This window comes from Leisingera aquimarina DSM 24565 (assembly GCF_000473165.1).
In the GTDB taxonomy this organism is placed as follows: Bacteria; Pseudomonadota; Alphaproteobacteria; order Rhodobacterales; family Rhodobacteraceae; genus Leisingera; species Leisingera aquimarina.
Genome location: NZ_KI421504.1, coordinates 1,351,096 through 1,377,963 on the forward strand (window position 1 = coordinate 1,351,096; position 26,868 = coordinate 1,377,963).

A 26,868-nucleotide genomic window follows, 5' to 3' on the forward strand; every position below is an offset into this window, starting at 1 on the left:
AAAAGTGGCCTTCCATAGCTCGAAAGATGTGAAGTTCAGATGACAGATGAATTGATCCTTGCCAATGCCACACTGGTGCTGCCGGGCGAGACCCGGACCGGACGTGTGAAAATCACCGGCGGTGAAATCACTGATATTGCCGAAGGGGCTTCGATCCCGGCAGGAGCCGTGGATTGCGAAGGAGACTACCTCAGCCCGGGACTGGTGGAGCTGCACACGGACAATCTGGAACGTCACATACAGCCCCGGCCCAAGGTGGACTGGCCGCATGCCAACGCCATCATTGCCCATGATGCGGAACTGGCGGGCACGGGGATCACCACGGTGTTTGATGCCATGCGTGTGGGGTCGATCAGCCGCAGGGAAAGCCGCTACGGCGCCTATGCCCGGCAGCTGGCCTCCGAACTGCTGGAGCTGCGGGCTGCGGACGCGCTGAAGATCTCGCATTTTCTGCATCTGCGAGCCGAAGTTTGCAGCGATACGCTGCTTGATGAGCTGAATGCGTTTGGAGATGCGGACCGTGTAGGGCTGGTTTCGCTGATGGATCACACGCCGGGCCAGCGGCAGTTCCGCGATATCGCAAAGCTCGAGCAATACGTGAAGGGAAAGCATGGGTTTGATGACGCGGCTTTTCAGGCACATGTTGCGCATCTGAAAGAGCTGCGCGAAACCTATGGCGACGTGCATGAAGCTGAGGCGGTGACGGCGGCCAGGCGGTTCGGTGCCGTGCTGGCCAGTCATGACGACACCACAGCGGATCAAGTGGCTGTTTCAGCCCGGCATGGCATCAGCCTGGCGGAATTTCCGACAACGGTCGAGGCTGCGCGGACCTGCCATGGGCACGGGATCAAAGTCATGATGGGGGCGCCGAACTTAATCCGCGGCGGCTCGCATTCCGGCAATGTGGCGGCGCATGAGCTAGCGGAGTTGGAGTTGTTGGACATTCTTTCGTCAGACTATGTCCCTGCGGCATTGCTGATGGCAGCCGTTAAGCTGGGCGATCTCTGGGGTGACATGGCGCGCGGCCTGGGCACGGTAACCCATGCGCCGGCCAATGCAGTTGCGTTGAGCGATCGCGGGCGGCTGGAAACGGGCAAGCGCGCTGATCTGATCCGGTTCCGGCTGAAAGCCGGCGCGCCCGCCCTGCGCGGAGTCTGGTCGCGTGGTGAGCGTGTGGCCTGAGCAGCCCGCAATCCGGAAGGGGGAGAAGCGCCCGCCCTCTTGGGGCGTGCGCTGCCTGGCCAAAGGGCGGGGCGGGTACCGACATCAGCCGGCCCGGTAGAACATGTAACGTCCCGGCGGGATACCGTCCGGGCCATCGAGCTCTTCAAAACCCGCCAGCGGCTGGCCGGAAACGATGATGCCGCCCGGCGCCATGACCCGGCTAATAACCGGGGAAAGCGCAGCAGCCTCGGCGACGTCCTGTTCTTTGACGCCATATCCGAAGTCGTAATGCGCCAGAACGATTTTGCGCCCCTCGGCTGCCAGCCGTTCCAGCATTGGTTTTGCCTCGCCTTGCAGGAAATCCTGTTCCGGCGGCAGGCAGGAGGGGTGGCATTGCAGCAGCCGGTCAATGACCCAGACCCGGCGGTTGGACAGGGTTTCACGCAGGTGGTCATAGGTGCGGCCGTTGCCAAGCCCCATGTCCAGGACATCGCCGTCCAGCGGGGTGACCTGATCTGCGGCCCAGTTCAACCCGTCGCGCTGGGCAGTGAGGCGGCGCAGCATGGAATCAAGACGGCTCATTCAGGACATCCTTTCATCATAGATCCAGGCCTCTGCCGGGCCGTCCAGCAGGCGCCTTGCAAGGGCGGCGGTAAAGTCCCAGACTGCTTCGTCATGCACCAGATGGTGGGTCAGAAGGCCGTAAGGTTCTGCATTGTCGGCATCGCCAAGCCGGCGGTCGCGCAGCTGGCATGCAACCTGATTGATCAGCTGTTCCGGCGGCACCAGGCTGCGGGCGCCTTTCCAGTTGATCGGGTCGAGATGGGTGTTCACCCGCAGCAGCCCTGAGGCGGGTTTGGCGCTTTTACGCGGCGTAAAAGTGGAGACCGCAGTGAAACCGGCACCGGCCAGCCAGGTCAGCATCTCCGGAGAAATCCGGTTCCAGGGCGGCACAAACATCGGGCGCAAGCCAGTGCCGAACATCTCTTGCAGAGCGGTCAGCCCACGTTCGGCGTCGTCCAGCAATTCCTCCAGCGGGCGGTGCGCTCCAAACTCGGCTTTCTTCTCGCCGGCGGGGGCATGGTTCTGGTGTGCCCATCCATGCACCACCGGGATCAGTTGCTGATGATCTGCAACAAAACGGCCAAGGTCCGGGGTGACACCGTGCGGGATCACCGCAAGATGCACCGGAAGGTCCAGGTCTGCAGATAGTTCTGTCAAACGCTCCAGCTCGGTTGAGTGGGACATCGCGTCGTCGTCCCGCCACCACAAAGGCAGCGTCAATCCCCCCGTCTGCCAGTGCTCCAGTTCCCGGTCGAGACCGCTCCAATCCGGTGTCATTCGCGCCCTCCCGCAAGTTCTGCGGCAATCTCCACACTCCGGGCGGCGCCGTCAAACCTGAAACCGCCTGTAACCCGCGGCGGTGCGTGCAATACCGCCTTGACCGCAGCGCATAGCCTCTCAGCCGAGAGGTCCGCGGTCTTCACAACCTGGATGCCGTTCAACGGGGCCAGGCTGGCGGCGCGCAGGCCTTGTTCGGTTTCATTTCCGGCATCGAACGGGATCAGCACAGCGGGCGTGCCGGCTTGCAGCAAGTCCAGCGCAGTGTTGTAGCCGCACATGCTGACTGAGGCTGCGGCGTGGGAAAGCATCTGGCGGAAGTCCTTGCGCGCCGGTTCCAGCAGGACGGGGGAGCCGGCCTTGGCAAAATCTGCAATGCGCTGGCGGGCGTCTGATCCGCCAACCAGCAGCCGCCAGGACGTGTCCGGCATCAGCTTTGCCGCGTCAAGTGCCGCCTGGTAAAGCGGTGCACCGACGCTGCCGCCGCCGGCACTGACCAGCACCTCGCCGCTGCCTGCCTGCTCCGGGTGCTGGCCAGCAGCCGGCGGGGCAACGTAACCCGTATAGCGCAGCTTGCCGGCCAGCATGCGGGAGACCGGCCAGCTGGCCTCCAGCTTTGTTGCTGCAGGGTCGGAGTGGACCAGCACTGCGTCATAGAACCGGGCGACCATAGTATCGGCTTTGTCCGCTTTCCCGGGTTTGGAGGGCGGGGCGAGAATGTCACGGATAGAGGAAAGGATCACGGGCCGCCGGGACAACGAATGGGCGGCGTCAAGCAGCGCCAGAAACTCCTTGCGCAGGGAACGGCGGCCAAAGGGGTACAGCTCGGTAATCAGCACATCGGGCTGCATTTCGTTCAGAGTTGCACGGAGAATATCTTGGCGCCGGATCAAATAGGCCGCATCCGCCAGTGTTCCGTCCTCCGCCAGCAGCCGGGTGAAATTAACCCCGTCAGAGCGCAACGGCGGCAGCTGGATCAACTCGGTCCCGCCTGTGTCAAGCTGCGGGGTGGGGAAGCCGCCTGAAACCACCTGAACCTTGTGGCCGGCAGCGGAGAAGGCGCGCGCGAGCGTCAGCGCACGGGCCAGGTGGCCGGTGCCAAGCAGATGAGTGACGGCAATCAGGACTTTCATGGTGCGCCCTTGCGGATCAGCCGGACCGGTTCGGGCCAAGGCATAAGGGCGGAGCCGCTGATTTCCACCACAAACAGCCGGTTGCGTTTGATGCGGAAGGGCGCGGGGCCGTCGAAATCCCAGCCATGGGCGCGGGCCAGGATCATTCGCATGATGCCGATGTGGCAGACCGCGACTGTGTCCCGTGTCAGGCTGCGCAACCAGGGTTCAATGCGGGTCCAGACCTCTGCCGGGGATTCTCCGCCGGGCGGGCGGTAGTGCCAGCCCCAATCCTCGATATCGCGGAAACCGCTGGCTGGGTCGGTCTTCAGGTCCAGCCCGTGCAGCCCCTCCCAGTCGCCCCAGTTCATTTCGGTCAGTTCCTCTGCGGTGCTAGGTGCGCGGCCTGTGATCAGTTCTGCGGTTTCCGCCGCGCGCATCAGCGGGCTGGACCAAAGACCGGCCTGCTGCCAGTCAGCGGGCAAGGCATAGCCGGGCAGCTCTTCGCGGGCTTGGTCATCCAGCGGGATGTCGCTGCGACCCTGGATGCGGCCGGCGCGGTTCCAGGCGGTGTGGCCATGGCGCAAAAGGGCAACGCGGATCATGCGCGTGTCTCCATCAGCGGTAAAACAGTTGCCCAGAATTGCCGGGCAGCGGCGGGTGCGAGATGGCGGGAAGATATGAAGTCACGTGCATCCTGGCCAGCTTCGGTGCGGAGCGCGCGGTTTGCAAGCAGGTGTCCGGTAAAGGCTGCGAGAGCCTCCGGGCCGTTTTCCGGCGCCGGGCAGCCAGCGGGCAGCAGCACGTCCCGCACGCCGGGGCGGTCCTGGGCCGCGATGGGCAGACCGTGAGCCTGGGCTTCAAGGTAGACCATGCCAAAGGCTTCATTGACGCCGGGCCAAAGGAACAGGCTGGCGTTGGCATAGGCGGCAGCCAGCTCCATGCGGGAAAGCTGGCCGAGGAAGCGCACTTTGCCGCCGTAAGGCGCCATCAGCGCCTCGACGCCGCCTCGGGCGGGGCCGTCGCCTGCAATGTCCAGCTGCCAATCGCCAGGCAGATGAGAGAGCGTTTCGGAGATGATTTGGTAGGAGGCCAGCTTGTCGCCTTTGCGCATCATGCCGGCCGTCAGCATCGGGCCGTCAAGCGAGGAGGCTTCGGGCAGCTGATCCCGCGGCAGGAAAGGGCGCAGGTGGGCCACTGCCTGAGTACCGCAGCGGTCGCGCTCCAATGCAAAATGGTCCTGTTCCGTGAAATAGAAGATCGCCGCGGCAGCATCGGCAGCGGCATGGGCTGTCTCGGCAAAGCCGCCCCATGGTCCGGTCAGGCGCTTCTTGGCGCGGGTGGACTCGATCTGCACATAGGGAATGCCGCGGGCGCGGGCGACGGCAGGGCCGATCAGATCGGGCGCCTTGTAATAATTGTGATAGCTGACCCAGAGGTCTGTTTCCGGAAGACCGCGGATTAGCCGTTTAACCTCGGCGTCTGCCTGATTGCGCAGACTTGCCTGCAGCGCCGCGTCGCCATGCTTGTCATAGATCCGCAAGTCGGAAGCCAGCTGCACATCCGCGCTGCTGCCGCTGAGCAGGTCCATCAGGTTGCGGGCAATCTCGCGGTCGCCGGAGGGCACCGGGTGATGCGGCGGTTTCATCGGTGCGTAGAAGGCAACCCGCGTTCCGGCTCCCGGCTGCATGGCCGGTCAGCTTCCCTGCAGCATGGCATGCAGCCGGCTGGACAGCTGGGCGATGCCGGGATCCATTCCGAAATCACTGCGCAGGCGGGCCAGCGCGGCATCGGCCATATCTGCCAGCCGCTGCGGGTGCCGGGCAGCATAGAGCAGGGTTTCGGCCAGCGCCTCAGGGCCGTCCTCGCTCAGCAGGCCATGGGTGCCATGTGTGATGAACTCGGGGATGGCAGAAACCGGCGTCGACAGGATCGGCAGGGATTGCGAGGCGGCTTCCATCAGCACGTTGGGCAGCCCGTCGCGGTCGCCGTCCGCGGCGACCCGGCTGGGCAGCACAAACAGGTCCGAGCGGCGCATTGCCTCGATCACCTCGGGCTGGTCGCAGGCGCCGCGCCAGGTGATGCGGTTGGCAATTCCCGCATCCTCAGCCATGCCCTGCAGCAGGTCGCCCAAACCGCCGCCGCCGATATGGGTCCAGTGCCATTCCAGCCCCGCGGGAAGCAGAGCCAGAGCGGCGATCAGCCGGTCAAAGCCTTTTTTCTCAACCAAACGCCCTACTGACATGAAGCGGACCGGGTCCTGCGGCTGGCGCGGAAGGCGCTCCGGCGGCGCGGGGAAGCGCGACAGGTCGAGCCCGTGATAGACCAGATCAACCCGGTCCGGCGTATCGGCCATCTGTTGCAGATGTTTGGCGCCAAAACCGGTGCACGTGGCGCCAAAGGCCGCGCCGTGATGGGCGGCGGAGAGCTTTTCCTTAAGCTCCCAATCCGGCGATGTCCAAATGTCCTTGGCGTGGGCCGAAAAGCTCCACGGCAGCCCGCGCATGATAGCGGCATAACGCGCAACGGAGGAAGGCGTGTGCAGGAAGTGCGCATAAAGCCCCAACACTTCCGCGGGCATTTCTGCGGCCAGCACACAGGCCTGGCCAAAGCGGCGGATGCGGTTGGGTGTCAGATCACGGCGCAGATCGGCACGCCAAACTCTATAGGCTTCAGCATAGCCGGGCAGCCGTTGAGCCATCGCGCGCGCGCTCCAGACCCGCTCTGGCTCCTCGTAAAGGTATTCGGGAAGGTAGTTCACCGGTGCCTGCAGCCGCGCATGCAGCGGGTGGCGCTTGACGTCTGTGGGGTGGCGCAGAGACCAGATCTCAAGCGCGTGGCCGACGGCCTCCAGGGCCACCAGTTCCTGTGCAATGAAGGTTTCGGACAGCCGCGGCCAGCCCTTGACCACCACTGCAAGCGGCGGGCGGGGCGTGCTCATTCGGCGGCCTCTTGATGTGTGTTCTGCAGCAATGCGTCCACCCGGCGGGTGACATAGTCCAGCCCGTCCAGCAGACCCTCTGAGCCGGCCGCGGAGGGCGGCGGCTGGTTGGCCAGCGCGCGGATCGCCTTGGCCAGCGCCGGGGCGTTCCACCCGTCGCGGGTTTCGTCCAGCATAGTGGTGAGGCCGATTTCCTCGGCCCGGCTGGCGCGGATCCATTGTTCCAGCCGCGGCGTGGTGCGGGGCACGATCACTGCGGGTTTGTCAAAGGACAAGACTTCGCAGAACGTATTGTAGCCGCCCATGCAGACAACGCCCTGGGCGCCGGCAAACAGGGTTTCGATCTGTGATTCAAAACCGACGGCGGTGACCCGGCCATTCAGCCGGGCGACCCGCTCCTCGAAATCCTCGCGGGTTTCTCCGGACAGGAAGGGGCCATAGACCAGTACAGCGCGCGGGGAGAGTTCCGTGTCGGCTTCATAGGCCGACAGCACCAGGTCCACCATCATTTCGCCATCGCCGCCGCCGCCGGGGGTGACCAGCAGATAGGGCTGTTCGGGCGGCTCCCCCACCTGGCCAAGATCGCGGCGCAAGTAGCCGGTCCAGTGCATCCGGGCCTGCATCTGCGGGGTGAACGGCAGCCCCGCCGTCGGATCGTACACAGACCGCGGCCCGTAAACCCAGATTTCATCATAGAAATCGCGTGTGGCCTCAACCGCGTGCTTGCGCTCCCATTCGGCAGCCAGCACTTCGGGCTCATCCAGTACATCACGCAGGCCCAGCACCATCTTGCAGCGGCCCCGCGATTTCAGCAGGTCCAGCGCCGGCATCAGCTCGCCGCGAAAACCAGTGGGTTCCTTGTCGGCCACCAGCACATCGGGGTCGTACTGCTCCACTGTCGAGCGGATCAGCGCGGCGCGCAAGTCGGCGGTTTCCTCAATGCTCATGCCCATGGTGCGCGAAGCATAAGAGCCGTCGGAGCGCTTGATCACACCCGGCAGGCGGACATGGTCGACCCGCGTCGGAAACGAGAACCGGCCGGCAACCGGTGAACCAGTCAGGATCAGCGCCGAGGCGTCGGGGTTGGCAGCGGTGAGGGCACCTGCCAGCGCGCGTGAACGGCGCAGATGCCCCAGCCCAAAAGTGTCGTGGCTGTAGAACATGATCCGCGGTCCGCGCGTGCCTGTGCCCGCTGCTGTCTGTGTGGTGCTTGCGGTCGTCATTGGATTGCCTGATCGGGTTGCCGGGCATCGGATGTCCTGAATCCTGGACCGGCGGCGCAGAAACCAGGCCAGCCGGTACTGGCGCTCGTCCCCGGGCGCATGCTTTTCTGCTCCGCCATCTTCCGCCTCAGTTTGCGCGCCCCTGAAGCCAGCTGCGGCGGGGGCACGGTCAGTATTTGCCTTTGCTGCTGTTCTGGTCGGGAAGTTGATCTGCCTGGCCAGGATTTGCAGCTGTCCGCCCCAGGGGGCGGGAATATGAATTTGTATAGCCCGGAGCCTGTGCGCATGCAATCATGCGCCTTTGCTGCCTGGCGCACAGGAATTTGCGCCCGCGCCATTTGCGCAACGCTCCGTCGCGTGGTTAATTTGACGCAAGTTTCCAAAAGGATAAGCGTTCATGCTGCAGTATTTGTTCCGGGTTCTCTTTTGCGGCCTGCTGAGTATCGGGCTCGCGGCTCACGCTGACGCGCAGGAAAGTGACGCAGGCGGAGCGGATAGGCTGTCCAGGGCGATCGAGCAGGCGGCTGAAAGCGGTGTCAGTGTGGTCGTGGTGGACAGCAGCGGCCAGTTGCTGAACGCGCCTCCGGACGAGGAACAGGAAACGGACCATCCTGCATCCGACACGATGGAGCAGCCTTCGGCGCTGATGAAAGCGCAGTCCAGGGTTGCCGCCTTTCGGGCAGAGTTGAACAGCCGGCTTGAGGCGCTGCCCTATTCGATTTTTGAGATGCAGTACATTCTGCGCCAAACCAGCCCGGACGGCCGCATCACGACCTATGCCGAAGTGCTGGGCTGGAGTGTTTTGTTCCTGCTGATCGGGCGCTGGCTGTCGACAGAGATTTACGGCAAGCGCATCGCCAAGCGCTTTGTGGTTGCACGGATCCAGGCCAACCCGGAAGGCTATCAGGAAAAGATGCCATTCCTTGTCTACCGCTTTCTGATGGGGATCGGGGCAACCGTTTTTGCGATGGTTTTTGCAGCTCTCATTTCCTATCTGATCTTCGGCGCTTCGGGCGACCCATCAATCGAATTCACGGCGACGGCTGTCTACACGGCCTTTTTCCTGGCCCGCACGGTGTCCGATCTGTGGCGGATGGTGCTGTCGCCGTTCCTCGCTCAGTACCGGATACCGGTGTTTTCAGACCGTGACGCAAAGCGGCTCTATATCTGGGCGTCCCTGCTGGCGACCTATGACATCTCCTCGACGCTGTTTGCCACCTGGGTCGGCGATTTCGGGCTGAACTACAATGTCTATGCGCTGGTGTACGGAGTTCTGGCGCTGGCGGGGATGCTGGGCAACCTGCTGATGGTACTGGTCAACGGGCGCGCCATTTCCAACGCCATCCGCGCAGGCCGCGTGCCGGAAAAATGTTCCTGGCTGGTGCGTGTTCTGGCAGTGGCCTGGGCGCCGGTTCTGATGGCATACATGGCTTTTGGCTGGCTTAAACTGGCTTTTGACCTGGTGCTGGAAAAGGATATTTCGATCCCGCTGATGGCGGGCAGCTATTTTGTGCTGACCACGATCCTGATTGTCTACGGGGCGATCAACTACTTCATCGAACGTTATTTCAACCGCACCCGGCGAATGCAACCTGCCATGGCGGCAACCGGGCTGGAAGGACCCGCGGCGGAAGCAAAGGCCATTTCTGAGCAACCGGGCGAAGAGGCTGTTCCGGATGAGGCGGAAACCGATGCGGAAGGCACCGAGGCTCTGGCCGCAAGACATCCTATTGCCACCTACCAGGATCTCGCCCGCAGAGTGGCTGGCATTCTGGCCTTTGTGGTCGGGGCCTATTCACTGGTGATCGTCTGGAACCCGGACGCCAGATGGACTGAAACCACGGCCGCCGAACGGGTGATCGATGTGACAGTGATCCTGTTCATCGGATACATCGTCTATCACCTGTTCCGGATCTGGATCGACAGTAAGATCGACGAGGAAGCCGGCGATGTTTCGGAGGCCGAGCTGGGCGATGAAGGCGGTGCCGGGGGCGCCAGCCGTCTGGCCACTCTGCTGCCCTTGTTCCGGGGCGCGATCCTGGCGGTTGTGCTGGTCTCGATCGTGCTAATCGTGCTGCTGGAACTGGGTATCAATGTCAGCCCGCTGTTCGCCGGTGCCGGTGTTGTCGGTCTGGCGGTTGGCTTCGGCTCGCAGACGCTGGTACGGGACATTTTCTCGGGCGCGTTCTTCCTGATCGATGACGCGTTCCGCAAGGGCGAATACATCGACATCGGTGATGTGAAGGGCACGGTCGAGAAGATCTCGGTGCGATCCTTCCAGCTGCGCCATCATCTGGGCGCGCTGCACACGATCCCCTTTGGCGAGATCAAGGTTCTGACCAATTATTCGCGGGACTGGGTGATGATGAAACTGCCGATGCGCGTGACGTATGACACGGACGTGGAGAAGGTTCGTAAGCTGATCAAGAAGCTTGGCCAGAAGCTGATGGATGACCCGGTAATCGGACATACATTTATCCAGCCGCTGAAATCCCAAGGTGTGATCGAGATGCAGGATTCGGCGATGATCATCCGCGTGAAATTCATGACCAAACCGGGGGATCAGTGGATTGTCCGCAAGCGGGTGTATCAGGAAATCCGTGAATTGTTTGCCAGCGAAGGCATCAGATTTGCTCATCGCGAGGTCACCGTGCGGCTGGCGCCGGACCAGGCCGATGAGATGACGCCAAAGCAGAAAGAGGCCGCCGCGGGGGCAGTGCAGGCTGCGATTGACGAAGATCTTCTGGACGAGATGGGCGGCCCGGGCGGCGATGACCGCTGATCAGGCCGGCTAACCCCATACGGAGCTCTCCCGCCCCCGCGCCGGATCGCCTGCGCGCTCCGCGTGGGGTTGGGCATGGCGCCGCGCTGGCGCGCGCCGCTGCCTCCGGCGGAGGTATTTTTCCCAGAAAGAAGCCGTCGCCGCGGAAACCCTTTCGTTCTGGTTGAAAATACTCCGGGATGAATTGGCTGTAAGCCAAGACGGGAGCGCCCCTTCTTCATGGGCTATTCCGGCCAGTATGCCGGTGCGCTGCCGCAACGGGAGGCGGGCCGGTCCCAGCGCATTTGGCTGGTGTCCAGGGCGAGCGGCGCAGCAAGGCGGCGGCCCGGCCCCCAGCCGCTGTTTTCGATCTCTTGGGCGAAGTCGCTGTTTGCCGGTTTGGTGACATCCGGTCCTTCGGCACATTTCTGCATTCCGGCCAGTAGCTCTGCGGTGCGGGCAAGCGACAGGCAGGCTGCGGGCACTGCTACCCCTTGGGCAGCAGTTGCCAAGGCCGAGAGCACCGCTGCAGCCATCAAATAGCCCGTGGCATGGTCCAGCGCTTGCACCGGTAAAGGGTGCGGATCGCCCGCCTTGGCCTGAACGCGGCCTGTATCGGCGATGCCTGCACTCATCTGCACGAGGCTGTCAAAACCGCGCCGCAGGGCCCAGGGACCGGTCCAGCCATAGGCATCCAGAGACACTTCAACTGCATTGGGAGAGATCCGGCGGCGGGCGTCCGCGCCGTAGCCCAGACCATCCAGCGCACAGGGACGATAGCCATGCACCAGCACATCGGCATTGGACAGCAACACCTCAAACCGCTGGCGGTCTTGGAAGTTGCACAGGTCCAGGGACGCCATGCGCTTGCCGAGCGAAACATCGGATATAACCCCCGGTTCGTCCCAGCCGGGCGGGTCTATGCGCAGTACGTCAGCTCCGAAGCCGGCCAGCGTGCGGGTCGAGACCGGTCCGGCCAGAACCCGGGTGAGATCGAGCACTCTGAGCCCGGCAAGCGGGCGGTCTGCCGTTGCCTGAAGCCTGTCCCGCAGCTGGATCTTGCGCGGCGAGGTCCAGTGGATCAGCGGTTCGGAGGCAACAGCGCGGCCTTGCGGGTGCGCCAGCCAGTCTGCGCGGCTGCGCATGGCGGCGGCTGCACCGCCTGCGGTCACGATCTGATTTTCGAGAAGACCGGCCTGCCATTGCTTTACTGCAACTGCCACGGCCGCGCGGCTTCCTGCGCAGTCTAATACTTTCAGGGCAGATTGCCGGTGGTGCGGCAGGTTGGTGTGCAGGCGGATCCAGCCGTCTGCAGTTTCATAATTGCCGGCAACCGGATCCCACAGGCTGGGAAGCTCCCAGCCCTCGGGGCGGAAACTATAGCTGAACCAAAGTGACGCCAGGCGCTGGTCGACCGTGACCTCCGGCGAAACGGGCGCCAGGTTCAGCGCATTCACCAGCCGCGCCAGTTCCAGCCCCACTGCGGCGATTGAAGCAGTGGCAAGTTCCGTAACCGCAAAGGCACTGCGCCAGCGCCCTGTGCCGGTCAGGCGGTAGCTGCCAGGCGCGGACAGGGCAGCGAGCAAGGTCATTGCTGGTAGGGATCCAAGCTGTCGCGCAACCCGTCGCCAAGAAAGTTGAAAGCCAAGACGACAATCACAATCGGCAGCATCGGGATCGCGGTCCAGGGATAGATCTCGATCGAGGCCAGGTTTTGCGCGTCATTCAGCATCACCCCCCAGCTGACCGCCGGCGCGCGCAGGCCAAGGCCGAGGAACGACAGAGCGGTCTCACCCAGAATCATCGCCGGGATCGAGAGGGTGGCCGAGGCGATCAGATGCGACATGAAGTTTGGCAGCAGATGCTTGCGGATGACGCGGCCGGAAGAGGCCCCCATCATCTCAGCGGCGCGCACGTATTCCTCTTCGCGCAAGGACAGGAATTTCGCCCGCACCGATCTTGCAAGCCCTGGCCAGTCAAGAATGCCGAGGATGATCGAGATGACGAAGAACACCGCAACCGGCGACCAGTTCGAGGGCACCGCCGCTGACAGCGCCAGCCATAGGGGCAGCTCAGGCAGGGACCGCAGGACTTCGATCACCCGGTTGATCAGCCAATCGGTCTTGCCGCCGAAATACCCGGCCAATGAGCCAAAGAAGATGCCGAGAACAAAAGACACGGAAATGCCGATCAGCCCCACTGTAAGCGACAGCTGGGCGCCATAGGAAACGCGGCTGAAGATGTCGCGGCCCAGCCGGTCGGACCCTAGGATAAAGATCGTCGCCTCTTCGGTTGCGCAGAACAGGTGGCGGTTGCTTTCGATGATACCGGCCAGATTATAGGTTTTGCCTTCACAGAAGAATTCAAGCTTCAGCGGACGCGAGGTGTCGGGACTGAACTCCCACTGGAAGGTTTCCAGATTGGCCTCGGACGTCATCGGGTAAACGAAGGGTCCCACGAATTCGCCCTCGTGGAACAGCTTGATCGATTGCGGCGGGGAATACAGATGCTCTGAAAAGCGCTGGTTTGGCCCGTAGGGAGCGATGAAGCCAGCGAACGGGATCATGAGGTAGGCGACCAACAGGAATATGCCCGAGATCAGCCCCAGTTTGTGGGTTTTGAACTTGCGCCAGACCAGCAGCCAATTGGGCGCGTCAAGGTCTTTGCGCTCCAGCTCCAGAATCGAGGCCCGCGGGTCGAAAGGTTCGTCATCGACAAAACGTCCATCAGCCAGCCGGGTCATGTGCCGCGCCCCTCATACCGGATCCTCGGGTCAAGCAGCACCAGCAGAACATCTGAAACCATGGTGCCGATCAAAGTAAGCAAAGCGACGAACATCAGCACGAAGCCCGACAGGAACATGTCTTGGGTCTTCAATGCGGTCAGCAGGGTCGGACCGATGGTTTGCAATCCTAGCACGACCGACACCAGAACGGAGCCTGAGATCATTGCCGGCAGCAGGTTGCCGATGTCGGCGACAAAGGGGTTGAAGGCGACGCGCAGCGGATACTTGGCCAGCATCCGCGAGGGTTTCATGCCCTTAGCGATGGCAGTTTCCACATATGGCTTGCCAAGTTCATCCAGCATGTTGGCGCGTAACCGCTGCATCATCGCCGAAGCGCCGGCGGTGCCGATCACGAAGGTCGGCACGATCAGGTGGACGAGGATGGACTTCACTTTGTCCCAGTTCATCGGCACACCTTCGTATTCGGGGGCCATCAGCCCGCCGATCGGCAGATCAAACCAGCGGTGGCCATAGTAGAACAAGATCAGTGCGAGCAGAAAGTTAGGCGTGGCGAGTCCCAGATAACCGATAAAGGCCGAGGTGTAATCAATCCAGGTCCGGGCCCGCGCAGCGGCTAAAACACCCAGCGGCAGCGCCACCGCATAGACAAAGATTACGGCGGACAAGTTTACCAGAACTGTAAGCCACAGGCTGTCGCCGACAATATCGGCAACCGGGCTGTCGAACTCGAAAGACCAGCCGAAATTGCCTTGGATCATGCCGGAAAACCCGTGCGGGCCGGGCATGAAACCCATCCAGATCATGTATTGCTGCCACAGGGGTTTATCGAGCGCATATTCCTGTCTTAGGAATTCCGCCTTGGCGACGCCTGCGGACTGGCCGGTGGCCTGCAGCTCGGCAATCTGGTTCGACAGATAGTCGCCCGGCGGCAGGTTGATGATGGCAAAGACCAGCACCGACACCACCAGAAGCGTAAGCAGCATGGTGCCAAACCGGTAAATGGCGTAACGCAGAATTTCCATCAGCCCTGGCCATCCTCAAAAAAGAACTCATCCGGACGGTAAAGACCGAAATGGGCGCCGGGATCCCAGGCCCATATTGCTTGATTGGGCACATTACGCAGGCGGTTGCTGACCACGACGGGCTGCGGCGCGGCGGCCACGACGCCGATGGCAAAAACCTGATCAGCGTGGATCTGCAGCATGGCGCGCCAGGCTGTAGCACGCTCGGCATCTGTCGTGGCCATGTTCCAGTCCTGCATCAGATCCATCAGTTGCCGGGCCGGGGCCATGTCAGGCGGCTCCCCCGCATCGCCGCCGGTTTGATAGAACTGGCCCCACTTCGGCCAGGAAAGGAACACCTGATCCGTTGGAGCCAGATAGGCAGGCGAGGTGTAGACCTGCGGCAAGCCATTATCCCAGCCGAACCAGGCAGAAGCCATGGTGCTGCCAGAAAACACGCGGTTGCGCAGGATGTCGCGGTCCAGCGGGCGCATAACCAGTTTGACCCCGACATCACGCCAGTCGTCCGAAATTATCTGAAGTGCATTCTCGACTTCCTGACGTTCGCCTGCTGTTTCCACGACCAACTCCATCAGCCGCCCGTCGGCCAGATAGCGGATCCCATAGGCGTCTTTCTCTGTAAGGCCGGCCTCGTCCAGAAGCCAGTTGGCCTGCTCCGGGTCAAAATCCGCCCAGGCGGCACGCAGGGCAGGGTCAAAGAACTCGCTCTGTTCCAGCACAGTCATGGCGCCGGGCTTGGCCAGGTTGAAATATAGCGCCCTGTTGATGGCACGGCGGTTGATAGCCAGCGACAGCGCCCGGCGTACCCGGACATCGCGCAGCACCTCGCGCCAGACCGGATCCTTGGCATTCAGGTTCGGATAGATCGCGATCTGCGAGGCTGCACCGGACCCCCAGAGATATGTCTTGTAGTTTGCGCCGTCCTTTTCACCCTTGCGCAGGATCGGAATATCACGAAAACCGAGGCCGCGGGCCTGCAGGTCGGCCTCTCCGGCGTTGGATTTGGCCGCAACCAGGCCGGCAGTCACGATCTCCATTTCCACGGTGTCGATGTAGGGCAGTTGCACGCCGCGGCTGTCGATCCGGTGGTAATAGGGATTGCGCACGAACTGGTGGCGGATCTTCTTGCCGGGCGAGGCGTTTATCCAGGGCTGCAGTGTTGGAAGCTCGTGGTTATCGAACTTGTACATGTTGTCGTATTTGTTGTGCAGCGCGGCCCAGCTTTTTACGCGGGCATAATCGACTTCTTCCTCCAGCACGCCCGGGTCAGCGTAATCGGCATGGAATTGCTTCAAGTATTCCGCCGGCCGGTAGATGAAAGGCGGGCGCGCCTGGGCCAGCATGTGCAGGAAGCTGGGGTTGGGGTCGTCCCATTCGTAGATGATTGTGGCTTCGTCCGGGAAGCTTACGCGCGGCAGCTTGCCGTTCACGCGCAGGAAATCCGGCGGACCGGCCGGGCTGAGCAGCTCGTGGTTGGCTACATCTTCCCACCAGTAGCGGAAATCGGCAGAAGTGAAGGGATCACCGCTGGACCAGCGGTGGCCGGGCCGCAGCTTCAGTGTGTAGCGCCGGTTCTCTTCGTTCTCATAGCCTAGCAGAATGTCAGGCTGCAGCCGGTAGCTTTCGTCATAGCCCGCCAGCCGCGCATAGCCATAGACCACCATCTGGCGGATGTCCTTGGAACGGGTAACCATGGTGTTCAGTGTGCCACCCTCAGTGCCGAAGGCCCGGCCTTTGGCAGCCAAATCGACCACCAGCGGCACCTCTGGCAGGCGTTTGGCCACTGGGGGCAAGTAGCCCGCCTTGACTTCGGAGCTCCAGAATTTGCTTTCCTGGACCTCGGGGCCGCAAAGGGCAGAAATCGGGGCAAGGCATAGAACAACCGCCAAAAAGGGTTTCAGGGCATCAAGCATGGCAGCGCACCTTATGGCCGGGTTCCAGGTGTTTCAGGTTAACCAGGCGCGGGGCATCGGATCCGTTAAAGCGGAATTCCTCGGGCCAGCAGTCCGGCGCGCCTGCGCCTTGGGCTACCATTTTTAAGTCGATGGGCCGGTCGATATCAGGTTCCGGCTGGGCCGCGATCAGCGCCTTGGTGTAGGGGTGCTGTGGATTGTAGAATAAGGTTTCCGGCGGCGCCTGCTCGACAATCAATCCGCGCCGCATCACGGCGACCTCATCTGCTATGCGGGCGACCACGGCCAAATCATGGCTGATGAAAAGATAAGACAGGTTCTGCCGGTCGCGAATTTCCTCCAGCAACAGAAGGATCTGCTCCTGCACCGAAACATCCAGCGCCGAGGTCGGTTCGTCGCAGACGATCAGCGCCGGCTCCAGCATCAGCGCGCGCGCTATCGACAGACGCTGGCGCTGACCGCCGGAAAACGCGTGCGGGTAGCGTTTCAGCATGTCCGGGGACAGGCCAACCAGCCGCAGCATGTCCGCCGCCTTGTCCCGGCGTTCGGCACGAGAACCGATGCGGTGGATTTCCAGGGGTTCCACCAAAGTGTCCTGAATGCGCATCCTGGGCGAAAGTGAGGAGTAAGGGTCCTGGAACACCATCTGGGCTTGCCGCTGAAAGGCGGTGCGCGCGGCACGGTCCATGCTGTGCACTGTAACCGCCGGCTGATCAGGATTAGGGCGGAACAGCACTTCGCCGCCGGGATCAGGAAGTTCTGCCCCCAATGCAATTCGTGCGGCTGTGGTCTTGCCCGAGCCGCTTTCACCGACAACAGCCAGGGTTTTTCCGCGGGTTAACCGCAGATCAACCTCGCGGCAGGCGTGGATCAGGGTCGGAGCTTGCCAGCCCTTGCTGGCTCTTAGAGTGTAGGTCTTGGAAACCGACTTCATCTCCATGATCAGGTCATCGCGTGACGGCGGGATTGCGACGACGGCTTCATCCGGGATTTCCGGTGCTGCATTAAACAGGGCCTTGGTATACGGATGGGCAGGGGTGCGCAGCATCGGCTCCGCACGGCCGGATTCCATCACCCGGCCCTTGTGCATCACCACCACCTGCTCTGCCATATTGGCGACCACGCCCAAGTCGTGGGTCACCAGGATCATCGCCATGCCGCTTTCGCGTTGCAGCTCTTTCATCAGCCCCAGCACCTGGGCCTGTGTGGTCACGTCCAGCGCCGTGGTCGGCTCATCCGCAATCAGCAGGTCCGGCTTTGCCACCATGGCCATGGCGATCATTGCCCGCTGGCGCATTCCGCCGGACAGTTCGAAGGGGTAGGATCTGTAGGTGCGTTCCGGCTCGGGAAACCCGACCCGCTCAAAGCATTCAAGGACCTCCTTGCGTGCCTCGCGTTCGGACTTGCGGCCATGCAGCCACAGCACTTCTGACACCTGATTTCCGATCCGGTGCAGCGGGGAAAGCGAGCGCATCGGCTCCTGAAAAATCATCGCGACGGTATTGCCGCGCACGTCGCGCATCCGCCGTTCATCAAGCGTCGCAAGGTCAAGTTCGCTGCCGCGGGTGTTCAGCAAAATACGCCCGGTGCGCAACTGCGCCACCTTTGGCAGGATGCGCAGCACGGCCCGGCAAGAAACCGTTTTCCCTGAGCCGCTTTCCCCGACCAGGGCGAGTGTTTCGCCTGGCTGCACAGCAAAGCTCACGTCCTTCACGACGGAGTCGCCCTTGCCAAATCCAATGCTGAGATTTTCAACGGACAGCAGCGGGCGCATTCAGAATTGTCCGCCCGGCCGGTTCAAGGCACTCATGAGATCGTGTTTTCCCCTGTTTTTTTGCCTCACCTTCGCGCGCTGAAGGCTGCTTAGTCAAACCCCATTTGCCCAGATGCCCGTTGTGCAAGGGAAAATTGATCGGCTTTCCGGTTGTTCTGATGGGCGCCTCCCAGTGCTGTCAGCCCGCAATCGCCCTGCATTTCCGGTGTTTTCGGTCCGGTGTCGCAGGGGGAGTAACAATTTCTCACATTCGCGTGCCGGCAGGTGTTTTAAGGAGCAATGCAAATCCCGCCCTCCAGAAGCAGCGGACCTGCTGTGGCCCCCGCGCCACTCGGTCATTGCCGCAAATGGCTGCTGAAAGGATTGTCGTGTTGGCGCCAGCAGTCAGCCCGGCATAGGATGCCAGGGAACGCACGCATTCCGAAAGGCCGCACATGGCGCAAAAACCTGTTCTGCACCGGGACGATCCGGAAGCCGAGCCGCTGGTCGGCAACATTAAGGTCACCCGCAACGACTGGCTGAATGTCGCGATGGATGTTCTGATCTCGGACGGGGTGGAGCAAGTGAAAGTGCTGGCGCTTGCCGAGCGGATGCAGGTTTCGCGCTCGTCGTTCTACTGGTATTTCAAATCACGTCAGGACTTGCTGGATGCGCTGCTAAAGAAATGGGAGCAGACAAATACCGTCGGCATGGTGCGCCAGGCCGAAGCGCCGGCCAAGACCATTACTGGCGCGGTCCTGAATGTGTTCCACTGCATCACCAACCCTGATCTGTTCAACACTGCGCTGGACTTTGCCGTGCGAGACTGGTCGCGCCGTTCCGGCAAGGTGCGCAGCCTGCTGGACCGCTCGGACCGGCGCCGGGTCGAGGCGCTGACGGGAATGTTTGCCCGCTACGGCTATGCAGACCGGGAAGCAGTGACCCGGGCCAAGGTGCTGTACTACATGCAGCTCGGCTATGAGATGGCGGATCCGAATGAGAGCCACGCGCATCGGCTGGAGGTGACGCCCGAGTACCTCAAGGTCTTTACCGGGCGCGAGCCGTTGTCCGAAGAGATGGCGGACTTCACCGAATTCACCAAACAGCACTGGGACGTCTGAGGCGCCAGCCGCGGCCGCGGGCGTGTGGTTTTATAGGTTATGGAGCAAATCTTCAGCCTGCGCGCGCGCGTCCACAGCCGCTTTCAGCCTTACCGGGCCATATCCGCGGATATCCATCGGCGCTTTCAGTACCTTCAGGCAGGCCTCATGCGCATCGGGGCGATAACGGCTGGCGATGGTCTGCAGCGCGGCTTCAAACCAGGCCAGCAGATCGCGGTGCAGGCGGGCTTCCTCGTGATAGCCGAAGATGTTGAAGGCCGAACCGCGCAACGTCTTGGCCTTGGCCAGCAAGTGCATCGCCGGTCGCAGCCAGGGCCCAAAGGCCCGTTTCGCCGGGCGTCCGCGGGCATCCTTTTTCCAGCTCAGCAAAGGCGGTGCGAGGTGGTATTTGACGCTGAAATCCCCCTCGAACTCATCCTCAAGCTGGTGCTGGAAGGCGTCGCTGGTCAGCAGCCGGGCAACTTCATATTCGTCCTTGTAAGCCATCAGTTTGAATAGCGCCCGCGCCGCGGCGGTGGTCAGTTCTTCCTGCGCCTCCGCAGGCAGTGCGTCGCGAAACAGGTTCAAAGCAGCGGTGTAGCGTCCCGCATAAGCCATGTTCTGATAGCCGGTGAGGAAAGTGGCGCGGCGTTCGATCAGTGCGTCCAATGTTTCCGTCTTTGCGTGCGTCTCCTCAAAGTGGCTGGCGACCAGTTTCGGGTCCTCCGCCATGGCACGGCCTATGGCAAAGGCGAGGCGGTTTCTTTCAATGGCAACGCCGTTCAGCTCAATCGCCTGGTCCAGCGCCCCTGCACTGACCGGCACCAGCCCTTGCTGCCAGGCAAAACCCAGCATCATGACATTTGCCAGCACAGCGTCGCCCAGCATTGTTTCCGCGGCCTCATTGGCGTTGAAACCGGACAGGTTTTGCTCTCCAACGGCCTCGGCAATGGTTCTTTCCCGCAGGCCTGCCATCAGATCTGCATCGCGGCGCAGCACCAGATCGCCAGTGGGCATTTCAGCCCGGTTCAGCACCACCTTGGTGCCTGCGCGGTAATGGGCCGAGGCCTTGGGCGCCGAACTGACCACCACGTCGCAGCCGATAACCGCATCCGCGCCGCCCTGTTCGATGCGCACCTGGTTCAAGGTGCCGGGTTCTTTGGACAGCCGGATGTAGCTGAGGACAGTTCCGAACTTCTGCGCAAAGCCGGTAAAATCCAGCACGCTTGATCCTTTGCCTTCCAGGTGTGCCGCCATGGTGATCAACGCGCCGACGGTGACAACACCGGTGCCGCCCACTCCGGTGACCAGCAGGTCGAACGGCACCTTGAGAGAGGGCAGTTCCGGCGCTGGCAGCTTGGCGTTCAATGCGGCAGCGTCCAGACCAGCGGGCTTTTTCTTCTTCCTGGTGCCCCCCTCGACGGTGACGAAGGAGGGGCAGAAGCCGTTCAGGCAGGAGAAATCCTTGTTACAAGTGGACAGGTTGATCTTGCGCTTGCGGCCAAAGGGCGTTTCCTTCGGCTCGACGCTCAGGCAGTTGGATTCAAGCGAGCAATCGCCGCAACCCTCACAGACAAGATCGTTGATGAAAGCGAAGCGTTGCGGGTCCTCCATCTTGCCCCGCTTTCGGCGGCGGCGTTTTTCAGTGGCGCAGGTTTGTTCGTAGATCAGAACGGTGACGCCGGAGATGTCGCGCAACTCACGCTGCACTGTGTCCAGCGCGCTGCGGTCATGGAAGGTGGTGCCGGCGGGGAAGTCGCCGCGGATAAACTTGCCGATGTCGTCCGAGATCAATGCAATCCGTTCCACCCCCTCGGCGCGGCAGGTCTGCGCGATACCATGCACCGAAACCGGCCCGTCCACCGGCTGGCCGCCCGTCATCGCCACCGCATCATTATATAGGATTTTGTATGTGATATTGGTGCCTGCCGCGACTGCCTGGCGGATCGCAAGCGAGCCAGAATGATACCAGGTGCCTTCGCCCAGGTTCTGGAACACATGTTTGTTTCCATTGAACTGCGAGGCCACGGTCCAGGGCACGCCTTCGCCGCCCATCTGCGCATAGCCGGCTGTATCGCGGTCCATCCAGCTGGCCATCACATGGCAGCCGATGCCGGAAAACGCTTTGGAGCCATCCGGCAGCTTGGTCGAGCTGTTGTGCGGGCAGCCGGAGCAGAAATAGGGCGTACGGGCGGCGCCGGGCACGTTCAGAAGCTTCGGCGGTTCCGCCGTGAGTGCTGCGGCCTTGGCTGGCAGGTTCTCCTCCGGGAAGAAGCTGTCCAGCCGCGCGGCAACGATGGGGGCAAGCAGCAGCGGGCTCAGCTCGCCGGTCCAGGGGATCAGCGGTTCGCCCTTGCTGTCGTATTTGCCGACCATCTTTTCGGGTTTGCTGCCGGGCCAGTCATAGAAGTTTTCCTTGAACTGGCTTTCAATGATGCCGCGCTTTTCCTCGACGACCAGCACCTCCTGCTTGCCCTTCACGAATTTCAGCGCATCGGTGCGGTCCAGCGGCCAGACCATGCCGACTTTGTAAATGTCGATCTTCAGGCGGCGGCAGGCGGCCTCATCCAGCCCAAGAAGGCGCAGCGCTTCCATCAGATCAAGATGACCCTTGCCGGTGGAAACAAAGCCAAAGCGCGCGTCCTTGATATCGTAAATCCGCTTGTCGATCGGGTTGGCCTCGGCAAAGGCGCGCACGGCGTCGAGCTTGGCGTGGATGCGGGTCTCAATCTCGGGCGAGGGCAGGTCGGAGCGGCGGATATGCAGCCCGCCAGGATAATCTGGCAAATCGGGGCAGGCAAATTCCCGGTCCGGGCGCAGGTCAACCGAACGCGCGCTTTCCACGGTTTCCGACACCGCCTTGAACCCAACCCAAGTGCCGGAGTAGCGCGATAGTGCAAAGCCGTATTCGCCAAAAGCCAGATACTCTGACACATCTGCGGGGTTCAGCACCGGCATGAACCAGGACATGAACGCCACATCCGACTGATGCGGCATCGAGGAGCTGACACAGCCGTGGTCGTCACCAGCCACCACCAGCACACCGCCCTTTGCAGAGGAGCCGTAGGCGTTGCCATGTTTCAGCGCATCGCCGGACCGGTCCACGCCCGGGCCCTTTCCGTACCACATGGAAAACACGCCTTCGACCTCGCAATGCGGGTCCAGCACTGCCTGCTGCGCACCCAGGACAGCCGTGGCGCCAAGGTCCTCGTTCACCGCAGGCATGAACTTGATCCGGTTTGCCTGCATCCGGTCCTTGGCGCGCCAGAATTCCAGATCGACTGCACCCAAGGGCGAGCCGCGGTAACCAGAGACAAAACCCGCGGTGTTCAAGCCGGCTTCCTGATCGCGACGCGCCTGATCGAACATGATCCGGGCCAAGGCCTGGGTGCCGGTCAGGAAAACCCGGCCCTGGGTCATTTCGTACCGGTCGTCCAGCTTGTAGCTGCGAAAATCATGGCTCAGCTTGGTCATCTCGAGAGAGTCCTTGCGCGGTAAATGTGCTTTCCGGAAAAGTAATCCGCAATGCTTGAAAAGATTTGCCTGAGTTGCTGCTTTTGTGGAAAATTATGGTCATAATGTTCGGATCTCAGTGGTCCAGTGAAGAAAGTGACCGGAATATGAAACTTGACGACCGCGATTCCCGTATTCTCACCCTGCTGCAGGAAGACTCCCGCATCTCCAACGCCGATCTGGCTGAGGCAGTGGGCATGTCGCCGTCGGCTCTGTGGCGCCGGGTGCGGGCGTTGGAGGAGGCGGGCATTATTGAACGTTACGGTGCGGTGGTGAATGCACCGGCAATGGGGCTGGGGTTCCAGGCTATCGTGCATGTGCACTTAACCCGCCACGATCCGGACAAGCTGGTGGAATTCATTCGCGCGGTGGAGAGCAGCCCGCTGGTTCAGGAATGTTACGCAACGACTGGGCAGTCTGATTATCACCTGCGGGTCCTGGCTCCGGATCTGGATGCCTATAACCGGTTTCTGGAGGATTTCCTGTTCCGCCTGCCAGCAGTTGCCAGTGCCCAGACCAATGTGGTGCTGCGCACGATCAAACGGGACAGGCCCGTTGTGCCTTAGAAGGTCCGCCTGCGGCGGAAGTGCTGTTGGAAGGAAGAAACGAGGACCATCTATCAATTTCATCTTTGCAACAATACTCCGGGGGTCTGGGGGGCGGCCCCCAGCTTGCGGGTTTTGTCACATCGCTGCGTATTTCACCCAGGCCCAGGCCATGGCGATATAGGTCAGCTGGTGCAACGCCTGATCCGATCCCATGGCCTGCCAGAACATCGCTTGCTGCGGGTTCAGTTTTTTGCGCTCCGAAAACCGGGCTTTGCCGAAGTCGATGTGAAAATGCACGACCCATTCCAGCGCCGCCAGCACCAGGATGAACGGCACAGGTGCGCTGAACAACGCATAGACAATGGCCGAGCCGATCACGTGGACACCGGCATGCTGGGCTCGCCCCATATGGGCATAGGCGCAGCGGCCGGACAGCATCTTGGGCGTTTGCAGAAAGAAGTCGGCAAACAGGTGCTTGACCTGCAAAGCGCAGAGCAGCAGCAGAACGGATCCGACATATTCCGGCAAACCGATTGACCTCCAGCATGGATACCTCGCTGGAACCTTACGGATTTTTCGCCGTCTGGCAAATGCCGCGCCGGCAGGGTGCCGCAACGGGACAAGGCGGTCTTCTGCCCATTGCCTGTGCCTGCCAAACCGCGCTACCCATAAGGCAGACCACATCCGAAGCCGCCATTTATGGAGCTTTCCCCATCGAACGCTCTTTGTTCCGTTTCATCTGGAAGTACTCGAAACGCGACCAGCTGGTGCTGCTGCTGGTCACGGCCTGCCTGTTCCCGCTGCTGTACCTGACGCTGGAGCTGCCGAAACGGATCATCAACGATGCGATCGGTGCCGAGACCTCCACTATCACACTGCTCGGGCAGAGCTTTGATCAGCTGACGTTCCTGTGGATCCTTTGCGGCGGTTTTCTGTTGTCGGTGCTGTGCCACGGCCTGCTGAAAATGCGCATCAACACGATGAAGGGCGTACTGGCCGAGCGGATGCTGCGCCGCTTCCGCTATCAATTGATTGCCCGGGTGCTCCGCTTTCCGCAGCCTTATTTCGAGCGGGTGAGCCAGGGCGAACTGGTGTCGATGGTCACTTCCGAATCCGAACCTATGGGCGGGCTGATGGGCGATGCGGTCAGCCAGCCGGTGCTGCAAGCGGGGCAGATGCTGACCATCCTGTTCTTCCTGTTCCTGCAGAATTTCTGGTTCGGCATGGCAGCTATTGCTCTCATCCCGTTGCAGGGCTGGCTGATTCCGATGCTGCAGCGCCAGATCAACCTGTTGAACAAAAAACGCATCAAACAGGTGCGGGCGCTGGCCACTGAGATCGGCGAAAGCGCTGCAGGCGCCGCGACGCTGCGGATCAATGGCGGCTGGCGTTACCGGATGGCGATCATCACGGCTAGGCTGGGGCGGCTGTATGACATCCGCTTCGAGATCTACCAGAAAAAATTCTTCATGAAGTTTCTCAATAACTTCATCACGCAGCTCACGCCGTTCTTCTTCTATGCTGTCGGCGGCTTTCTTGTGCTGCAGGGCAAAGTCTCGCTGGGCGCGCTGGTGGCGGCGCTTGCGGCCTACAAGGATCTGGCATCGCCCTGGAAAGAATTGCTGACCTACTACAACCAGACTCAGGACATGGGTTTGCGCTGGGAGGTGATCCTGGAGCGCTTTGCGCCGCAGGGCATGGTGGATGAGAAGCTGCTGAGCGGCGAGCCGGCGGAGCTGGAACGCCTGCGCGGCGATGTGGTTCTGGATGCGGTCAATGTGCGTGATACCGATGGCAATCTGGTGCTGGAGGAGCTGAGCGCAACTTTCCCCGCAGGGCAGGTTATCGGTATTGCAGCCCCCTCCGAGGAAGACCGCCGGGCCCTGGCGGAACTGCTGACGCGGGAAATCCTTCCGTCAACCGGAACCGTGTCAGTGGCAGATCAGAACCTCAGCGGGCTGCACCAGGCAACGGTGGCGGCGCGGATCGGCTATGCCACCTCGCGGCCGGTTCTGTTCCAAGGGTCTTTTGGCGACAACGTGATGATGCCAATGCGGCTGCGGCCGCTGGGCGCGGCTCAGAACCTGCAGCAGCTGAAGATTGCCAAACGCGCGGGCAATAGCCCGGACCCCTTTGATGCGCCCTGGCTTGATCCCAAACTGGCTGGTTTCTCCAGCGAAGCGGAGCTGCGGAGCTGGTGGTTGCAGCTGGTTGAAGGGATTGGGTCTGATACCGCCCTGTTCCGCCGCGGTATCGAACAATGCTTCGAGGCGCCCGCCCACCCGGATTTGGCGGAACGGCTGGTCGGGCTGCGCCCATCGGTGCGCCAGGCCATTTTGGACGCCGGTCTGGACGTGCATGTGCATTTTCTGGAGCCGGAAACATACAATCCGGCCCTGCCGGTTGCGGAAAACCTGCTGTTTGCGGCTTCGCAACAAGCAATGACCGGAGAGATTCTGCATGGGCATGCAGAATTTCTTGATCAGCTCAAGCAGCTGGAACTGGACGAAGGACTGGTGGCACTGACCCGTGATGTGGTGGAGATGCTGCGCCAAATCTTCGGCATGGATGGCACTGGCCACCCGCTGTTTCGTAAGTTGGGATTGGATGTGGGCGCCTATGAAACAGCACTGTCGCTGGTCGACCGGCCCGGCACCGTCAATGCGGCGGCGCTCAGCCGCGAGGAGCTGGCGCAGCTGCTGATCGTGCCTTTCACCATTTCGGCGGAACAGATCGGTCCGGCCTTTGAAGAGGCAATGAAGGAGCGGATTCTTGGTTTCCGCCGCAGCCACGGGCAAAACTTGCTAAAAGCTTTGGGAGCCGGCTTTGTGCCGTTTGCAGAAGAGGCAATCGCCCCCACGCTGACGGTTCTGGAAAACGCTCTGTTCGGCAAAATATCGGATGCAGCAGGGGCCAAGGGCGATGAGGTGCGAAAACTGGTCTCGGAACTGATGGTGCGCGAAGGTCTGCGTGACCAGGTGGTGGAGCTGATCTTTGACATGCCGATTGCGGTGGGCGGGCAGGGGTTGGCTGCCAGCTTTGCCGAACCGCTGGCCTTTTGCCGGGCCACAATCAAGAAACCGGATATCCTGATCCTTGATTCCGCGATGGCAAGCTATGACTTGGAAACCCGGGTCGCAGTGCATAAGAACCTGCGCAAGCTGCTGCCCGGAACCACGCTGATCTATCTTGCCCCCAGCTTCCAGAGTCCAGATGTTTTTGATGTCTTCTTTGAGCTGCGCCAGGGCCGTCTGGTCAGCGACGAGGCGCAGGTTGCGGCGGCTGGCGACGGTGCGGCGAGCCAGGATCTCGCCCGCAAACTGAGGGCTCTGGAGCAAACTGAACTGTTCTCGGGCCTGAACCGGCGTCAGTTGCGCCTGCTGGCGTTTGGCGCCCGCTGGTATGATGCCGCAGCGGGCGAAGTGGTATTCCTGAAGGATGATGAAGCGTCGGACGGGGCCTATATGATCCTTGAAGGCGAGGCAGAACTTTACTTGCCGCAGCCTGGCGGTGAGGACCGGCTGATCACCACGGTTGGCCCCGGGCGGCTGGTGGGGGAATTGGGTCTGATCCGCCATGAAGCCCGGGCGCTGAGCATGATCGCGGCGACGGACCTTAGCTGCTTGCGAATTGGCGAAGAAGAATTTCTGGCAGTGGTGGAAAATGACGCCTCCACGGCATTCAAGCTTTTGCAGGTTGTGGCGGGCTACGTCTCCAATTGATTCAGGAAT

At 61.8% G+C, this 26,868-nt stretch carries 19 protein-coding genes; 5 read left to right on the forward strand and 14 right to left on the reverse strand.

What is annotated here, in order from left to right:
- Positions 1–39: 39 nt before the first annotated feature.
- Positions 40–1,182: an alpha-D-ribose 1-methylphosphonate 5-triphosphate diphosphatase gene (locus tag AQUI_RS0110765; protein WP_027257529.1), complete on the forward strand. Its 1,143-nt coding sequence runs from the start codon at positions 40–42 to the stop codon at positions 1,180–1,182.
- Between the two features lie 84 nt (positions 1,183–1,266).
- Here AQUI_RS0110765 and AQUI_RS0110770 read toward each other — a convergent pair whose 3' ends face one another.
- From AQUI_RS0110770 to AQUI_RS0110800, 7 genes are read right to left on the reverse strand one after another with little or no spacing between them, the layout of a single operon-like run.
- Positions 1,267–1,746, reverse strand: coding sequence for a class I SAM-dependent methyltransferase (locus AQUI_RS0110770; RefSeq protein ID WP_027257530.1), 480 nt, complete (start codon positions 1,744–1,746; stop codon positions 1,267–1,269).
- Positions 1,747–2,505: a polysaccharide deacetylase family protein gene (locus AQUI_RS0110775; RefSeq protein ID WP_027257531.1), complete on the reverse strand. Its 759-nt coding sequence runs from the start codon at positions 2,503–2,505 to the stop codon at positions 1,747–1,749. It lies immediately after the preceding gene.
- Positions 2,502–3,638 (reverse strand): glycosyltransferase family protein, encoded by a 1,137-nt coding sequence (locus tag AQUI_RS0110780; protein ID WP_027257532.1) that lies wholly within the window; start codon positions 3,636–3,638, stop codon positions 2,502–2,504. Before AQUI_RS0110780 ends, AQUI_RS0110775 begins: the two co-directional genes overlap by 4 nt.
- Positions 3,635–4,222 carry a histidine phosphatase family protein gene (locus tag AQUI_RS0110785; protein WP_027257533.1) on the reverse strand — a complete coding sequence of 196 codons (588 nt, stop codon included), beginning with the start codon at positions 4,220–4,222 and terminating at the stop codon, positions 3,635–3,637. Before AQUI_RS0110785 ends, AQUI_RS0110780 begins: the two co-directional genes overlap by 4 nt.
- Positions 4,219–5,307: a glycosyltransferase gene (locus AQUI_RS0110790; protein WP_027257534.1), complete on the reverse strand. Its 1,089-nt coding sequence runs from the start codon at positions 5,305–5,307 to the stop codon at positions 4,219–4,221. Before AQUI_RS0110790 ends, AQUI_RS0110785 begins: the two co-directional genes overlap by 4 nt.
- 6 nt (positions 5,308–5,313) lie before the next feature.
- Complete coding sequence (locus AQUI_RS0110795) at positions 5,314–6,558, reverse strand: glycosyltransferase (protein ID WP_027257535.1); 1,245 nt, start codon at positions 6,556–6,558, stop codon at positions 5,314–5,316.
- Positions 6,555–7,781, reverse strand: coding sequence for a glycosyltransferase family protein (locus AQUI_RS0110800; protein WP_245596902.1), 1,227 nt, complete (start codon positions 7,779–7,781; stop codon positions 6,555–6,557). Before AQUI_RS0110800 ends, AQUI_RS0110795 begins: the two co-directional genes overlap by 4 nt.
- 397 nt (positions 7,782–8,178) lie before the next feature.
- On the opposite strand from AQUI_RS0110800, the gene AQUI_RS0110805 reads away from it, so the two are divergent.
- Positions 8,179–10,563: a mechanosensitive ion channel family protein gene (locus AQUI_RS0110805; RefSeq protein ID WP_027257537.1), complete on the forward strand. Its 2,385-nt coding sequence runs from the start codon at positions 8,179–8,181 to the stop codon at positions 10,561–10,563.
- Between the two features lie 224 nt (positions 10,564–10,787).
- On the opposite strand, the gene AQUI_RS0110810 is transcribed toward AQUI_RS0110805, so the two are convergent.
- From AQUI_RS0110810 to AQUI_RS0110830, 5 genes are read right to left on the reverse strand one after another with little or no spacing between them, the layout of a single operon-like run.
- Positions 10,788–12,134 (reverse strand): CoA transferase, encoded by a 1,347-nt coding sequence (locus AQUI_RS0110810; protein ID WP_027257538.1) that lies wholly within the window; start codon positions 12,132–12,134, stop codon positions 10,788–10,790.
- Positions 12,131–13,285 (reverse strand): ABC transporter permease, encoded by a 1,155-nt coding sequence (locus AQUI_RS0110815; RefSeq protein ID WP_027257539.1) that lies wholly within the window; start codon positions 13,283–13,285, stop codon positions 12,131–12,133. Before AQUI_RS0110815 ends, AQUI_RS0110810 begins: the two co-directional genes overlap by 4 nt.
- Positions 13,282–14,310, reverse strand: coding sequence for an ABC transporter permease (locus AQUI_RS0110820; RefSeq protein ID WP_027257540.1), 1,029 nt, complete (start codon positions 14,308–14,310; stop codon positions 13,282–13,284). The genes AQUI_RS0110815 and AQUI_RS0110820 overlap by 4 nt, the downstream gene beginning before the upstream one ends.
- Positions 14,310–16,223, reverse strand: coding sequence for an ABC transporter substrate-binding protein (locus tag AQUI_RS0110825; protein ID WP_027257541.1), 1,914 nt, complete (start codon positions 16,221–16,223; stop codon positions 14,310–14,312). Before AQUI_RS0110825 ends, AQUI_RS0110820 begins: the two co-directional genes overlap by 1 nt.
- Complete coding sequence (locus AQUI_RS0110830) at positions 16,216–17,997, reverse strand: ABC transporter ATP-binding protein (protein WP_027257542.1); 1,782 nt, start codon at positions 17,995–17,997, stop codon at positions 16,216–16,218. The genes AQUI_RS0110825 and AQUI_RS0110830 overlap by 8 nt, the downstream gene beginning before the upstream one ends.
- A 434-nt stretch (positions 17,998–18,431) precedes the next feature.
- Here AQUI_RS0110830 and AQUI_RS0110835 point away from each other — a divergent pair, with 434 nt between their 5' ends.
- Positions 18,432–19,097: a TetR/AcrR family transcriptional regulator gene (locus AQUI_RS0110835; protein ID WP_027257543.1), complete on the forward strand. Its 666-nt coding sequence runs from the start codon at positions 18,432–18,434 to the stop codon at positions 19,095–19,097.
- A 30-nt stretch (positions 19,098–19,127) separates the two neighbouring features.
- Here the strand turns inward: AQUI_RS0110835 and AQUI_RS0110840 are convergent, their stop codons facing one another.
- The gene (locus AQUI_RS0110840) at positions 19,128–22,550 is read right to left on the reverse strand and encodes an indolepyruvate ferredoxin oxidoreductase family protein (protein ID WP_027257544.1); all 3,423 of its coding nucleotides are present in this window, start codon (positions 22,548–22,550) and stop codon (positions 19,128–19,130) included.
- Positions 22,551–22,696: 146 nt separating this feature from the next.
- Here AQUI_RS0110840 and AQUI_RS0110845 point away from each other — a divergent pair, with 146 nt between their 5' ends.
- Positions 22,697–23,155 (forward strand): Lrp/AsnC family transcriptional regulator, encoded by a 459-nt coding sequence (locus AQUI_RS0110845; protein ID WP_027257545.1) that lies wholly within the window; start codon positions 22,697–22,699, stop codon positions 23,153–23,155.
- 117 nt (positions 23,156–23,272) lie between these two features.
- Here the strand turns inward: AQUI_RS0110845 and AQUI_RS0110850 are convergent, their stop codons facing one another.
- A complete protein-coding gene (locus AQUI_RS0110850) occupies positions 23,273–23,665 on the reverse strand; it encodes a DUF3307 domain-containing protein (RefSeq protein WP_027257546.1) in 393 nt (130 codons plus the stop codon).
- Between the two features lie 236 nt (positions 23,666–23,901).
- Here AQUI_RS0110850 and AQUI_RS0110855 point away from each other — a divergent pair, with 236 nt between their 5' ends.
- Entirely contained in the window at positions 23,902–26,859 is a 2,958-nt protein-coding gene (locus AQUI_RS0110855) for a cyclic nucleotide-binding domain-containing protein (protein ID WP_027257547.1), read from the forward strand.
- The last annotated feature ends 9 nt before the right edge of the window (positions 26,860–26,868 follow it).